At 47.5% G+C, this 14,871-nt stretch carries 11 protein-coding genes and 3 tRNA genes; 8 read left to right on the forward strand and 6 right to left on the reverse strand.

The genetic code is table 11. The features are described 5' to 3' along the window. Positions 1–67: 67 nt before the first annotated feature. On the forward strand, positions 68–976 hold the full coding sequence (locus tag Q1B11_RS13290) for a DMT family transporter (RefSeq protein ID WP_299733485.1): 909 nt from the start codon (positions 68–70) through the stop codon (positions 974–976). On the opposite strand, the gene Q1B11_RS13295 is transcribed toward Q1B11_RS13290, so the two are convergent. Next, positions 941–1,828: a LysR family transcriptional regulator gene (locus tag Q1B11_RS13295; protein WP_299733487.1), complete on the reverse strand. Its 888-nt coding sequence runs from the start codon at positions 1,826–1,828 to the stop codon at positions 941–943. The genes Q1B11_RS13290 and Q1B11_RS13295 overlap by 36 nt on opposite strands. A gap of 106 nt (positions 1,829–1,934) precedes the next feature. Here Q1B11_RS13295 and Q1B11_RS13300 point away from each other — a divergent pair, with 106 nt between their 5' ends. The 4 genes from Q1B11_RS13300 (at position 1,935) to Q1B11_RS13315 (ending at position 4,001) form a co-directional block, all read left to right on the forward strand. Beyond that, positions 1,935–2,441, forward strand: a complete 507-nt coding sequence (locus Q1B11_RS13300; protein WP_299733489.1) for a lactoylglutathione lyase family protein — start codon at positions 1,935–1,937, stop codon at positions 2,439–2,441. Between the two features lie 239 nt (positions 2,442–2,680). Then, positions 2,681–3,529, forward strand: coding sequence for an SDR family oxidoreductase (locus Q1B11_RS13305; RefSeq protein ID WP_299733491.1), 849 nt, complete (start codon positions 2,681–2,683; stop codon positions 3,527–3,529). A gap of 257 nt (positions 3,530–3,786) precedes the next feature. After that, positions 3,787–3,876: transfer RNA gene (locus tag Q1B11_RS13310), tRNA-Ser, on the forward strand. Between the two features lie 48 nt (positions 3,877–3,924). Next, a tRNA-Arg gene (locus Q1B11_RS13315) sits at positions 3,925–4,001 on the forward strand. Between the two features lie 69 nt (positions 4,002–4,070). Here the strand turns inward: Q1B11_RS13315 and Q1B11_RS13320 are convergent. Beyond that, entirely contained in the window at positions 4,071–4,436 is a 366-nt protein-coding gene (locus Q1B11_RS13320) for a hypothetical protein (protein WP_299733493.1), read from the reverse strand. 166 nt (positions 4,437–4,602) lie between these two features. Here Q1B11_RS13320 and Q1B11_RS13325 point away from each other — a divergent pair, with 166 nt between their 5' ends. Beyond that, positions 4,603–5,922, forward strand: coding sequence for an anaerobic C4-dicarboxylate transporter (locus Q1B11_RS13325; RefSeq protein ID WP_299733495.1), 1,320 nt, complete (start codon positions 4,603–4,605; stop codon positions 5,920–5,922). A 73-nt stretch (positions 5,923–5,995) separates the two neighbouring features. Here the strand turns inward: Q1B11_RS13325 and Q1B11_RS13330 are convergent, their stop codons facing one another. Beyond that, positions 5,996–8,395, reverse strand: coding sequence for a ricin-type beta-trefoil lectin domain protein (locus tag Q1B11_RS13330; protein WP_299733497.1), 2,400 nt, complete (start codon positions 8,393–8,395; stop codon positions 5,996–5,998). 312 nt (positions 8,396–8,707) lie between these two features. On the opposite strand from Q1B11_RS13330, the gene Q1B11_RS13335 reads away from it, so the two are divergent. Next, a tRNA-Arg gene (locus tag Q1B11_RS13335) sits at positions 8,708–8,784 on the forward strand. Between the two features lie 95 nt (positions 8,785–8,879). Here the strand turns inward: Q1B11_RS13335 and Q1B11_RS13340 are convergent. From Q1B11_RS13340 to Q1B11_RS13350, 3 genes are all read right to left on the reverse strand, one after another. Continuing rightward, positions 8,880–10,694, reverse strand: coding sequence for an ABC transporter ATP-binding protein (locus Q1B11_RS13340; RefSeq protein ID WP_299733499.1), 1,815 nt, complete (start codon positions 10,692–10,694; stop codon positions 8,880–8,882). A gap of 11 nt (positions 10,695–10,705) precedes the next feature. Next, positions 10,706–12,511: an ABC transporter transmembrane domain-containing protein gene (locus Q1B11_RS13345; protein ID WP_299733501.1), complete on the reverse strand. Its 1,806-nt coding sequence runs from the start codon at positions 12,509–12,511 to the stop codon at positions 10,706–10,708. Between the two features lie 185 nt (positions 12,512–12,696). Further along, positions 12,697–13,032 carry a DUF962 domain-containing protein gene (locus Q1B11_RS13350; protein WP_299733504.1) on the reverse strand — a complete coding sequence of 112 codons (336 nt, stop codon included), beginning with the start codon at positions 13,030–13,032 and terminating at the stop codon, positions 12,697–12,699. 301 nt (positions 13,033–13,333) lie between these two features. Here Q1B11_RS13350 and Q1B11_RS13355 point away from each other — a divergent pair, with 301 nt between their 5' ends. After that, positions 13,334–14,815: an MFS transporter gene (locus tag Q1B11_RS13355; RefSeq protein WP_299733506.1), complete on the forward strand. Its 1,482-nt coding sequence runs from the start codon at positions 13,334–13,336 to the stop codon at positions 14,813–14,815. Positions 14,816–14,871 lie beyond the last annotated feature (56 nt).

The following is a 14,871-nucleotide window of genomic DNA, read 5'->3' on the forward strand; positions in this document are numbered from 1 at the left end:
CTGTGCCGGTATCGATGATTTCAGTATGCTTTGTTGAAACTGAAACCACCGTGCTGGCAAATACCACATGCAGTCTACCCCCAATTTATCCCTGAAAGCGGATTTTGTACTTCTCTTTGTCGGTATACTGGCTGCGACGGGCTGGTTGTTCTCAAAATTCGCTATTGGCGGTATGCCGCCCATGGGCTACATCGCTATCCGTTATATTGGTGCAGCGGTAATTATCTTTCCATTTGCGATTTCTCAGCTTTTCAAGCTCTCCAGTAGTCAGTTATTAACCTGTCTCGTGGTTGGACTACTGCAAACCTGCGCCATGTATTTCTGGATTCAGGCTGTGGATAATTCCACCCAACTTGGGGAAGGCGCTTTTATCATGAGCCTCTCCTTGATTATGGTGCCATTTCTGATACGGCTGCTGTTTGGTACTAAAATCGATCGGCTGACACTGTACGCGCTGCCTTTTGCTGTCGGTGGTATTGCTCTGCTGGCCATAAAAGGCAGTTGGCAGTTTGAAATGGCACAGCTATTGTATCTGACCGCAACCCTGTTTTTTGCCCTGCACTTTATCTACACCAGCCGCTTTTCCCGTGATATTCCAGCCATGGTCACCACGTTTATGATGCTACTGGTTCCGGGTGTGATTAGCGCCGGAATATCATACTCCGTTGAAAGTTGGCCTGTCGCCATTGCACCGGAATTCTGGTGGTGGGTCGTGGCTGCCGTGGTGCTGTCAACGAGCCTTCGTTACTTTCTTTATACATGGGCGCTTAAGCACTCTGAACCAAGCCATGCTGCATTGTTGATGATACTTGAACCGGTATGGACAGCGGTTATGAGCGTGATCTGGCTCGGGGAAATCCTGACTGAGCAAAAGGTGCTCGGTTGTGTGTTGATCCTGACAGCGCTGGTGATTTCCCGGTGGAATGTCATTAAAAAGCCATCAACTGTTCAAACTGCTGAATTGCTGCGGGAATAACTGACTAAGAATATAATCGTAGCGGCTGGCAGGTGCCCGGTGTCGTTTATGTGCAAGGTAGATGGTTTCGTAAACCGGTATCGATAGTGGCACGATATGGATACCGGCCTTGTTGTGGAACGCCCTGACCATAGATTCTGGAATAACTGTGAAACCGTGCCCAGCTGCCACCGGCTCCAGAATCAGATTAATCTGGTTAATCGCCCCTTTTACCTGAAACTCAGAGAGATGCTGAAACTCTGGGAAGTTGGCTTTCAGCACCGCAGGAATATGATGATGTGCGTCTGGATGAATAATGACGCCCAGATGGCAAAGCTCATCAAAAGCGACTTTCTTTATTGCTGATGGCACTACAAGGCAGAGCGACTCTTGCTCCATAGCTGTAGTGATTAACTCCGGTGTATCCACCTGATGAGTAATTAAGCCGATATCAACGGTGTTATTAATCAGCTCACTGATAATTCGGTGATTAGGCGCCACTTCAAAATGGATGATCAAGGCCGGATGCTGTTTTTGAATGTCGCACAACTGTGGATAAAGGCGCATCGCCAGCGCTCCCGGGCTACTCAAACGACAAATGCCTTCAAATGGGCTGTCTTCTCCTAAAGTTTCTTTAAACTGCTGCTCTTGAGACAAAAAGTCGCGGGCAAACTGCAACAGTTTTTCGCCTTCCAGTGTTAGCTCAAAGTGCTTTTCAAACCGGTTGATCAACGGCGACTGATAATACGTTTCAAGTTTACGAATGTGTTGGCTGACGCCGGGTTGAGTCATATGCAGCAATGCCGCCGCTCGAGTAAAGTGCTTCTGCTCGACAAGGGTGACAAATGTTCTTAACCAGAGAGGATTGACCATAACGGGATGTCTATAAAAAACGGTTATCAACTGCATCACAAACGATAATTTTCTGTACTCGTCATCAGCTTCTAAACTGATTCTACTGTTTACGAGGTACAAGACAATGACAGACCAAGTATACCCAAGAACTTTTTCACACATCGGTATTTCTGTGCCGGATCTGGAAAAGGCCGTTAAATTCTACACCGAAGTACTGGGCTGGTATCTGATTATGCCACCCACAACCATTACAGAAGACGACAGCGCCATCGGTGAGATGTGCACCGATGTGTTTGGTGCCGGTTGGGATCATTTTCGTATCGCGCATTTATCGACAGGCGATAAAATTGGCGTGGAGATTTTTGAGTTTAAAGGTCAGGAAAACCCTGAAAACAATTTCGAATATTGGAAAACCGGCATCTTTCACTTCTGTGTTCAAGATCCGGATGTTGAAGGGCTGGCAGAGAAAATTGTTGCCGCTGGTGGTAAAAAACGGATGGCAAAACCCCGCTTCTATTATCCGGGTGAAAAGCCATATCGCATGATTTATATGGAAGATCCGTTTGGCAACATTCTCGAGATATACAGCCACAGTTATGAACTGACCTATTCTGCTGGTGCGTATAACTAAGGAATCGCCCCGAAATAAGAATCACATTTACTGAGGCCTTGAAGCATTGTTGAGACCGCTATCCGTAGTCCGTGATCCGCAAAAGCGCGGGTGGCTCCAGCTTTCTCGGAAAACGGACAACGGAAAACGGTAATTGAAATGTGGAAGTTACTTCAGGATAAACATTAAGCCTGTTAAAGACATTCCCAGTTAAATCACCTAACGTATTCCTCCAACGTAATAGCGGCTGGAGGAATACCATGTCATCAACGTCTAATAATTCTAAAAATGTGTTGATCACCGGATGCTCTTCCGGCATTGGGCGGTCATTAGCGCTTGAGTTTCATCAGCGCGGATACCGCGTGTGGGCAACGGCTCGTAATATAAAAACCTTAGAAGACCTATCCACCAAAGGCATGGAAACACTTGCCCTCGATGTTACCGACAAAGAACAGGTGCAGAAGGCAATAGAGCACATTTATCAAACGGATGGCCATCTCGATATTTTGGTGAACAATGCCGGCTACGGCAGTATGGGGCCACTGATCGACTTACCGGGAAACGAACTGGAAAGACAATTTTCAACCAACGTCTTTGCTCCCATGACGCTGGTACGCTCTATCGCTCCAAAAATGTGCCAGCGCCGGCAAGGCACCATTGTCAATATTGGCAGTGTCTCCGGTGTGCTCTGCACGCCATTTTCTGGCAGTTACTGTGCATCGAAAGCCGCCATTAATGCGCTTTCGGATGTATTAAGAATGGAGCTGAAGCCTTTTGGCGTGCGGGTTGTGACGGTTCAACCCGGCGGTGTTCGATCCAAATTTGGTGATACGGCCAGTCAGGTGCTGGATACAGTAATGAAGCCAGATAGCATTTATGTGCCCATCGAGCGGCAGGTTCAGGCCAGAGCAATGGCTTCTCAGGACAACCCGACACCAGCAGAACAGTTTTGCTCCGATTTAGTGGATAAACTGGAATCGGGGCGCAGGCTGAATATCGTGCGATTAGCGTACGGTAGTTTTGCTTTCCCGCTGCTCAAAGCCCTGGTTCCCACCACTTTGTTGGAGAAAATTCTCCGTAAAAACTTCGGCCTTGACCGATTGGAATAAATTTTCGGTTTCTAGGAGCCTGACCGAGAATAGGTTGCCCTACTGTGGTGGCAGTAAATTGGTCTAAAAAATCTGTTCTGTTCAGCAAATAGCACCACTATTCACTTCACAAAACAGAGTTTTTATCCTCAATTTTCTACCATCCTCGCTACGGGCGCTATTCTCGGTCAGCCTCCTAGGTACTTTTCCCTTTGCCTTTGGGCAAAAGCTGATATAAAGTACGCCACCTGTTCAGGGCTGAAAGGCTTTGGATATACGGTGAGGTGTCCGAGTGGCTGAAGGAGCACGCCTGGAAAGTGTGTGTACGTTAACCCGTACCGAGGGTTCGAATCCCTCCCTCACCGCCATTGTTAAAAATGTTGAAACTTTGCCGAAAGGCAGAGAAAAAGAACAACGCACTCGTAGCTCAGCTGGATAGAGTACTCGGCTACGAACCGAGCGGTCGAAGGTTCGAATCCTTCCGAGTGCGCCATATTAAAAAGCCCTGCTTGAACAAAGCAGGGCTTTTTTTTATGAGCTGATATTACCAGGGTAAGCAGGCTCAGTCCTCGAGTAGTTTAAGTATGCCGTTTCCCTTGGTGTCGCTTCCTGATAAATGCACTGTTAACCGTCCGATGATGGTTACCTCATCAAACGCTTGTCGTTCGACTTTTGAGTAAAAGATCAGATGGTTTGATAAAACGCCTGTTTTGAGCCGGTAAGCATAATAGGTTTTTAATTTACCAGCGTCGTTGTAGGACTCTTCAGGGTACGCAAAAAAGTCTTCGATCTGGTTCACTTTTCCGGAAACAACAATATCGATTCCGTGTCTCAGATTTTCGGGTGTTAAGTCTACAGGATCGGAATGTGCTAAGCAGGCAAGCGCTAGCGAGCTCGTGCAGGCTAAAATTCTAAGGAGGGATTTCATAAGTCAACTGCCCATTATTACTGGTGACGTGCTCATCATAGACCAATCCTTGGCAGTACAGAGTTTGAGCAGGCATTGACAATAGGTTGACACGCGTCAAAAAAGATTGGTCCCGAGGCGAGCAAAATATAAACAACTTCGATAATAATACGCTCGGGAGAATCCAATGCTTGTTCTACAGTTTCTGTTCTTGCTGTTCATGCTCTATATCGGCAGTCGAAAAGGCGGCATCGGCCTGGGTGTCGTATCGGGCATTGGTCTGGTTATCGAAGTGTTTATTTTCCGAATGCAACCTACCTCGCCGCCGGTGACGGTGATGTTGATCATATTGGCGGTAGTCACCTGTGCTTCTATTCTCGAAGCAGCGGGTGGTTTGAAATACATGTTACAGGTGGCTGAAAAAGTACTTCGTAAAAATCCCAGGCAAGTTACCCTGCTTGGGCCTTTGGTTACCTATATCATGACGTTTATGCTGGGCACCGGTCATTCTGTGTATTCTGTGATGCCTATCATTGGTGATGTTGCCTTGAAAAATGGCATCCGCCCGGAGCGACCTATGGCCGCAGCGTCCGTCGCTTCACAGTTGGCGATTACCGCCAGTCCATTGTCTGCCGCTGTTGTCTACTTTCTTGCGCAGCTTGGGGATATCAATACGTCGATTTCGTTGTTAAGTATTCTTGGTGTGACTGTGCCGTCTACTTTGGCAGGGACGGTTATTCTTTCTATGTACAGTATGCGCCGTGGCGTTGAGCTAAAGGATGACCCTGAATATCAAAGACGAATGGCCGACCCGGTACAGCGCAAAAAAATAGAAGAAACCACGTCCACCAGTCTTGATGAAAAGTTGCCAATAGCCGCCAGGCATTCTGTGTATCTGTTTCTGGCCGGCCTTGCCAGTATTGTGTTGGTTGCCATGGTTCCTGAGCTGAGAACGATTGGGGAAAAGACCATTAAAATGAGTGTGATTATTCAGATGGTCATGCTGGCCTTCGGCGGTATTATTTTACTTCTGACCAAAACGGATGTGAAGAAAGTGCCAGAAGGTGTGGTGTTTAAATCCGGTCTGGTGGCTGCCATTGCTATTTTTGGTATTGCCTGGATGAGTGATACCTATTTCCAACATGCCATGCCGGTGTTTCAGGTATCCATCAAAGACATGGTAACGGCGCACCCTTGGACCATCGCGTTCGCCATGTTTATTGTGTCTGTTGTGGTGAATAGTCAGGCAGCTACGGCGCGGATGATGCTGCCAGTCGCTTTAGGGCTTGGATTGTCTCCACAGCTGTTGATTGCCATTATGCCTTCTGTCTACGGTTACTTTTTTATTCCTAATTACCCATCAGATATTGCGACTTGCAACTTTGACAATACAGGCACAACCCGAATCGGTAAGTATTATTTTAACCACAGTTTTATGATGCCTGGTCTTATTGGCGTGAGTTCTGCGTGCAGTATTGGTTATGTGCTGGCTCAGATTTTAATTTAAAGCAGGCGTTTTTTTGAAGAAAAGGTAATCAGGCAATCGCTGAAAAGCAGACTGCCTGATTTCCACACCTATCTTACCGACCTGCATCAGCAGGATAACCACTGTGCGTCATATCGTTAGTCAGATAAATCGGGCTTCTTTCGCTATTGACAGTATTGGTCAATGCCTCGTGAAGCTCGAGATAATCTTTGTCCGATAAACCTGAATCGCCGTCAATAATCAACGCATAATGATATTCATCGCTATCAGCGTCTTCCCAGATGGCTGCAACATGACCGCTGTCGTTTGACGCCTGAGGATCATTGATAATAACCACTTCATTACTGGTTTGGCTCAGCGGAGCATTAATGGGCAAATGGCTGAACACACCATGATCAGTAATCACGACGAGATCTTGGGTGTTAAAATGGCGGGGAATGTAAATCTCCGTGGGCGCATCACTCTTACGACCTTTCCAGGCCAGAAACGCAAACTTATGGTTGCGCAGAAATTCACGGCTGGAATGCTGGTTTGGAAGGTTTTCCCGAATGCCGTGGTAAGCCAGAATGGCACCTGCCTCATCAGGAACCAGCCCTTCGTAAGCAAAATGCATCAGCTCACCTTGCACGGCTCTTGGATACGCACGCTCAACAAGCGTTGGCTGAACATTATAGTGCTCACCAAAATCACGAATGACAGAGAAGTTCTCTCCGTTCCAGGCATCTTTATCGGTAATCAGTTTATTTGGATTACCGTTTTGGTATTCATGGTGATTGTTGTAATAGATATCCCATTGCCATTGTACACCGCTAACCAACGGGGTGTAGAAGTCTACAAAGCGGTCTTTACCATGGCTGCGATCGGAAGACTCCATGGCTTGGTAGGTACCATTAACCACACGCTCAGTGTCATCTTTACCATAGCCTGAAAGCCACATGCCAAACTCCGATGTCAGCACCGCAAGGTTCAGGAAGCGGCTTTCATCCCGAATCTGATCCAAATTGTCAAAGTAGGCGCCATTTCGTGCAATAGAGCTATCGAATATTCCCATGCGTCCTTGATCATAAAAGTGCGGGGTGAACACAAAGCCATCTCCGGGTTGGTAATTCAGGTAGTGCCCGCCGGTGGCTGGTGCCGGGAAGCCAACAATGGAGCTCCAGAAAACCATGGGCTCTGCATACACGGGTTTGTCGTTTATGCCCTGCTTATTTAGCTCTGAGCGCACCATTTCATAAAAAGGCCACAGCAGGTGGTTATCAAAGTCCTTATACGACATTTGACCTAAGCCTCCATCGAAGGGCTCATTGAGTGGTTCAAACCCGAGGATGTGAGCAAATTCATCATCGCTCATATTGTCTTTAATGTATTTTGCGACCTGACCAATCTGCCACACAAAGGCAGATTGAATGTAGGTTAAATTGGCGGCCAGATTTCGTTTGGTCGATGGGGTTCGCAATTCAAACTGTTGGCCAGTGTTGTCCAGAGAGCACTCCCACAGCTTCAGGTTTCCGGTGTTATCGATAACGCATTTGTTGAAGTCAATGGCACTATGAAGACGACCATGGTGATCAATAACAAACCGTTGCGCATTGGTGCCATTGCAGTGGTAGATTTGTATGTCGGTATTGTTTGAGGTCCGTGCGCCGGCTACATCCAGACATTGGTTGTTGTTTTTAGCCAAGCGCAGTGTACCGTCCTGCTGATAAAGCCAATGTTGATGGGGTTGCTGGTTGCAGGGGGATGTGACGACAGTGGTTGAGTCCCCGGTGTTGCCATGTTCTGTTTCTGCGCATTTATTATTGGCAGGGAGGAATAACTCTGCCGGCTCTAAGTTTGTGTCCATTACCCAATGATCATTCCAGAATGATTTCATGGCATTACGAACGGCGCTGTCCGACTGTTTATGTGCAGACCAGGTCAGCAAGCATGGGAAGCCGCAGTCGTCTTTACCATTGATGGCGCTCACTGCCCATTCAGGAGCGCCGTTACCAGTATCTTTTGATTCAGAGGTAAAGGTGTGGCGACTGAAAAGGTCGGAATGATAATCCACCAGTACATATAGTCCGTTGTGAATGGCTTCTTTCATGTACGCAATGGCGTTATCCAGATAACCATAATCAATGGTGTCCGGTGCCGTATGAATACCTTCCCAGGCGACGGTATAGCGCACCATGTTAACGCCAGTGTTATTAACTAGTTTGTTAAAACTGGTTTTGGCATCGGAGGTATTGGCAAAGGGCTGAAAGCCAAACTCTGCGTGTTTTACTTTGCCTGAGACGTTAAAGCCGCGCAGGCTGATTTCTCTGCCAACACCATCAACAAACACTTTATCTTGTTGGTTCTGATAGATTTTCGAGCGAACAGACAGTTGGGTAGTGGCTGCATTCTTTTCAGGGAGCTGGTGTGGGGTCGTGGAGGCTGGGTGACTGTACGCCGTTGCTCCATAGAGGCATAGAGCAGAAGATAGAAGAGTACGTTTGAAGAGGTGAGCCATAGTTGGCCTCCTTTCAATGATGGGAGGAATAAATTGCTGGGAGGCTTAGGAATAGAAATGAAAAGCAGTAACATGCGCGATTCTTTTGACTCCAAGTCAGTAGAGTGTAGGGGATAAATTGGCTGTCGTGTGGAAAGTAACCAACGACTCTCCGGGGGCTGTTGCATGTTGTGCATACGCAGAAAATCATAAGCCGATACGCCAATACCCGACCAAAACCCGGTCAATACTCTGGAATGTTGACACGGTAGAAAATAGGAGTATTATTCCTTCTCCGATTAAGCACTTAGTTGAGTGTTTTCAACGGATTACGCACTCGTAGCTCAGCTGGATAGAGTACTCGGCTACGAACCGAGCGGTCGAAGGTTCGAATCCTTCCGAGTGCGCCATATACGAAAAGCCCATCTCATTGAGTTGGGTTTTTTTGTGTCTGTATGTTTTGTTCGAAAAAAAGGGAGCAATCAAGCTCCCTTAATGACTGAGTTCAGGCAACTACGGGAAGCGGGTCTTCCTCAAGGTGAGTGCCCAGCTGATCTTCTGCCTGCTGTGCCAGATACAGATTTCGGTACTGTCCATCCTGTCCAAGCAGCGCTTCGTGGGTTCCGCGCTGCACGATTTGACCCTTATCCATCACCAGAATCTGATCAGCATCCTGAATTGTCGAAAGGCGATGGGCGACAGCAATCGTCGTTCTGTTTTCCCGCAAAGTAATCAGCGCTTCCTTAATATGATGCTCAGTTTCACCATCGATGTTGGCGGTGGCTTCATCCAGTAACAGTATTTTTGGGTTCTGCGCAATGGTTCTTGCGAACGACAGAAGCTGCCTTTCTCCAGTAGAGAGGGCTTTACCGCCAGGGCCTGGTTTATGCTCGTAGCCATCACTCAGGTTGCTGATAAAGCGGTCAGCATGAACCTTTCTGGCTGCGACCAATACATCATCATGAGTGATCTGCTGATGATTCAGGCTGATATTCTCAGCCATGGTGCCGCTGAAAATATAGGGCTCCTGAAATACCAGGCCGAGCCCCTGACGCAACTCGTCTTCCGAGAGATTGGTCAGAGATTGGTTATCAATCAGAATCTCACCTTGCTGATGTTGATAAAAGCGCATCAGCAAATTAATCACCGAGCTTTTACCGCTGCCGCTATGGCCAACAATGGCAATAAACTGCCCGGGCTCAACAGTAAAACTGACATTATCCAGCGCCTGATTTTTGGAATCATACGACAATGATACGTTCTTGAATTCCAGCTTGCCGTTGTTGATTTTCACGGCCTCAGAAGGTTGGTGCTGGTTAGACTCAGTTTCTTCATTTAACACCTGAAACAGTCTTTCAGAGGCCACCAGAGATTGTTGCAGACTGCTCATCTGCATAGTGATCTGTTTGAAAGGTTCAAAGAAGCGATTCAGGTAGTTGATGAATGCGTACAACGTACCGATTTCAACCACAGAGAAACCAGACTGATAACCAAACCAACCCACCACCACGGCAAGGGCAATACCACCCAGCAAGTTGGTGAGCGGCATGAGCAGTACGCTATCAATGTTGATGTTCTTACGCTTAAGATCGCTCCACTCTTTATTGTCTTTATCAAACTGGTTCTGTAGCCAGGCTTCCTGACCCATGGCCTGCACAATACGAATGCCGTTCAGGGACTCATTAAGCCGGGTGTTGATGTTCGCCAGCTGACTTCTAACACCGTGCACCACAGGGTGGCTAATCTTTTGATAGAGATGGATAGACAGCAGCAGCACCGGAATCAGTGATGCCGTCATCAACATCAGTCGAACATCCAGCAGGGACATGGCGATAAAAATGCCAACCACCCGGAAGAAGGCCTGAAGAATAGAAGGAATAACGCCCACAAACATCTGGCGTAATACTTCAGAATCATTGGTAATGCGAGACACCAATCGCCCCGTCGGCTCACTGTCAAAATAACGCATAGGGAGCTTAAGGGTGTGAGCGAACACCATTCGTCGGATGTCGTGTATAACTTTCAGCGCACTGTTTTGAAACTGCACATTCTGAATGTACTGGAGAATGGACGCACCAAGATAAGTACCCAGCAGGGCCGAGCCCATCATGGCAAGTCCCATAACGTCGTCGTTCACACCCGGGGCAATGTGCTCATCCAGAATGATTTTCATGATCCATGGAGAGAGCATCTCCAGGCTGGTGGCCAATAGCAGTATCAGAAAGGCGCCCAGAAACTGCCATTGATAAGGTCGGGCATACTGAACTAGCTGTAACAGCCCGCGGTAGCCTGATGTTTTCTTGCGATCTTGTGCTAACAACGTAGTAATCCTCAGGCAACATCAGGTTGGTGTTTAGTGGCCGACGGCTGAATATCCAGCGGTTGCAGTAGCGTTCTGGCCTGTTGTCGGAAAATCTTTGCATACCATTGCTCGCCGACCATGGTGTCACTCATCAGCTGATCATGGTTGCCTTGTTCGATAATGCGCCCTTGATCCAGCACCAGAATATGGTCGGCAGTAATCAGTTCTGGTAGACGTTGAGTGACCAGAATAATGGTTTTCTGACCTTTCCCTTCTTTCCTGATAGCCATCAGGTTTTTCAAAATGATGGATTCGGTTTTCATGTCCAATGCACTGAAGGAGTCATCAAGCAATAACACAGGTGCATCCGTCAGTAATGCCCGAGCCAGTGCCAGGCGCTGTTTTTGTCCGCCAGACAGGTTGATGCCATGCTCGCCCAGTAGTGTGTCGTAGCCGTCTTTAAAACCAATGATTTCATCATGGATAGCCGCGAGTCTGGCGGCTTTCTCTACAAGATCAAAACTGGCTTCAGGGGATGAGAAGCGGATGTTGTCAGTAATGGTGCCTGAGAACAGCATGGGCTCTTGAGGAACCCAGGCCAGTTGTTTGCGTAATGAGGCTATGGTCAGCTGTGGCAAAGAGGTGCCACCCATTTTAATGACAGAACCTGCCGAGAGATCAAACTCACGCAGTATCAGTCTCAACAGTGAGCTTTTACCGCTGCCGGTGCGGCCAGTTATTCCGATGAATGACCCCATCGGGATATCTAAGGCGATGTCTTGAAGTACCGCTTCTTTTTCATATCCGAAAGATTGGATATCAATAGAAATAGTTGTATCGCCAGAGACGTCTATTGCATCGTCAGCATTCTGTATTTTAGGTTCACGGGATAACAGTTTCTCAAGGCGACCCCAGGAGGCACTGCCTCTTTGGAAGACGCTGAACTGCCAGCCAAATTGCAACATCGGGCCAAGCATTTGGCTGAGGTAAAGGGTAAAGCTGGTCAGCAAACCCACTGTTAACTGATCATGGCTGATTAACCACGCGCCACCCATCAATGCGAGTACAAAAGAAAGGCCAAAAAAGAGGCTGACGCTGGGGCCAAAGAGAGAGTCTACTTTTGCAACGCTGGCATTGGCTTCCACCGCTTCAGCAGAAAGCTGTTCAAAACGTTGTGTCTGTCGTGTGGTTAGCTGATGCGCTTTGACGGCGCGAATGCCAGTGATGGATTCCCGGGTTTCTTCGTTCAGGTTAGAAAAGGCAGCCTGAGCTTTACCAAAGCGTGCATAAAGTGCCACACCATAGCGTTTGGTCAGCCAGACCAAAATAGGAAATGGCAGCATAGACAGCAGTGTTAGTTTACCGCTGACCAGAAAAACCATGGCAAACAGCACGGTAAAGCCGGCGATGAGAGAATCAATCAGCGTCATGATGCCAACGCCAACACTTTCTTCCACGGCATTCATATCATTGGTGGCGTGAGCCATCAGATCGCCAGTGGTGTGTTGTTGATAAAACTCTGGAGACAGTTGTGTGAAGTGGGCAAACAGTCGGCTGCGCTGATTACGGATCAGTTCTATGGAAGCGCCGTACAGCTTGGCACGCCAAACATAGCGAAAGCCATAAACCGCAATGCCGGACACCACAATGCCGGCAACATAGAGGGTCAGCTGATGATTTGTAAGGCTATTGTCTTTTATTCCGTCAATGACAAGACCAATCAGCCAGGGTGGCAACAGGTTCAGGGCGGAGACAATCTGCAGGCAAATAAATGCCAACAGATACTGCTGCCAATAGTCCCGCAGGATAAACCTGAGTTTCCAAAGTAGTTTCAATGGGTGCTGCCTTTTCTATTTTAAGAAGTTCTTTCGTACTAACAGTGCATTGAACTGAAAATGATTCTCATGGTCAACGAAGGGATTACCGAATACACCCTTCGCCGGACGAGAGATAAGTGCGTGTAGGGAGCTATCCAAAAGGACTTATTGGATAGACAATGGTTCCACAGAGACTGGGATAGTTATTTTCTACGAAATCGCCCCATCAGAAAATCTTTCAGCATTACCCAATCACCCAGAAAGCTGTAGAGAGGGTGTTTAAACGTCGCTGGCCGATTGTGTTCAAAAAAGAAGTGGCCAATCCATGCGAAGAGGTAACCACAAATGATGGCTGGTAACAGGAAAATATATTCACCAGTAAGTAGTGCATAACCTGCAATGCAAAGGCCGAGAGTGCTGCCGACATAATGCAGGCCTCGGCAGATACGGTTGCTGTGCTCTCTCAGGTAAAAGGGGTAAAACTCGGCGAAACTGTTAAAGCCTTCTGTCTTTTTAGGGTGTTCGACTGCATTCGACATGGGACTGAACCTGATATTTTTATTATTTGAATTATCACTATAAAAGTTAACGGTCAGGATGGCGAGTATGTTGACTGTGAATTTAACTACAATGGTCAGATGTCTTCACAGGTATGCTGTGGCGAATACCCGGCAAGTAGATGTTTGTGCTTACAAGCCCTTATGCGACTACTGAAAACTGACGGTTTATTCCTTCCTATTAGGTGAATTCCCGCCTATAAAAAACCAACTATTCCAATAGGATATAGGCATTCCAACCTGATTGATTTATGCCCAATAACACTAAGGAGTCCATCTATAAATGTGGAATAGACTGAATAAATCCATGATGTTTTGTCAGATGATGTTTGGCCTCTCCTTTTACGGCGTTATGGTCATCCTGACTCGTTTTTTCCTGGAAGATCTGCAATACAATGAAGCAGACACCATGATGATTGTTGGTGCCTTCTCGTCTATTGGTCCGTTGTTTGCGATTGCCGGTGGTTTTATCGTTGATAAGTTCCTTGGCTCCAAACGTGCGCTGACGTTTTCCTATATCAGCTTCACCCTGGGCTATGCACTGTTAGTGTTTGGTGCATCCATTAAAAGTGTGCCGCTTTCTCTTGTGGGCATTGCGCTTGCCAGTTATGCTCGTGGCTTGATGTCTCCTTCATACCCGAGCCTTTATAAGCGCACCTTCCAGTCTCAGGAAGATTTTGAAAACTGCTACCCAATTAACTATTCCGTTAACAACATTGGTGCGTTGTTGGGGCAGTATCTGTACCCAATGTTTGTTCTGGGTATTGGATTCACAGGTGGTTTTGCGCTGTCTGCTGTGATGGCTGCGCTGGCTGTTGGTGTACTGTTCGTGTTCAATAAACCACTGGTTGAAGTGGGTGAGAATATCGATAAGGACCCCGTGCCGTTTAAGCAAATGGCCATGTTCATTGCACTGACAATCGCCATGCTGGGTATGGTGTTCTTCATGTTTTCCGATATGGAGACCGGGCAGTATGTGGTTTACGCCATCGCGGCTTCTGCGGTTCTGTACTTCTTTGCCCAGATGTTTAAGGCAACCCGCTCAGAAGCATTACGCATGGGCACTATCCTAATTATGGGTGTTCTGACCACTGCCTTCTTTGTTTACTATGGCCAGATGATGACGTCTATGACCATGGTGACTATCAATACCATGCGTGGCGAACTGTTGGGCTTTATTCCTCTGGCACCGGAAGCATCCATGGCTCTGAACCCGCTGTGGTGTATTGTGGCTGGCCCTGCGATTACAGCGATTTTTACCAGCATGGAAAAACGTGGCATCAGCTGGAGTACTGCGACAAAGACGTCTATTTCCTTCATTCTTGCTGCTGCAGCCTTCGGTGTGTTGACCATGGCAGTAAAAGGTATTGGTGAAGATGTGGTGATCAGCCCGAATGTATTTCTGGTGATTCACGGCTTCCTGGCGTTCGGTGAAGTCATTGTTGGCTCGCTGGTGGTTGCGTTTATTCTGTCTGTGGCGCCAAAGCGTATGGAAGGTTTCTCGGTTTCTCTGTTTTACATTGCCATGGCGCTGTCTGGCATTGTTGGCGCAGTGATCTCTGGTGCCGTCGCCATGGAAAAAGGTCAGGAAGTGACTCAGCAATTTGTGCAGACTGTGTATGGTGACTATTTTGGCATGCTGACCATGGCTGCTGTTGCTATGGTCGCTGTTGCTTTGGTCGCTTCCGTGATTGTGCGAAGAATGCTGGCCGCTGCTGATGATTGTGATAAAGAAGGTGAAGTCGCTACACCTGCTATGGCTTGAACCTTGATTTAATTTCAATATTTATGCGCTGACTCTGGTCGGCGTTTTTTTTATGT

Origin of the sequence: uncultured Endozoicomonas sp., assembly GCF_947495845.1 — a bacterium.
In the GTDB taxonomy this organism is placed as follows: domain Bacteria; phylum Pseudomonadota; class Gammaproteobacteria; order Pseudomonadales; family Endozoicomonadaceae; genus Endozoicomonas.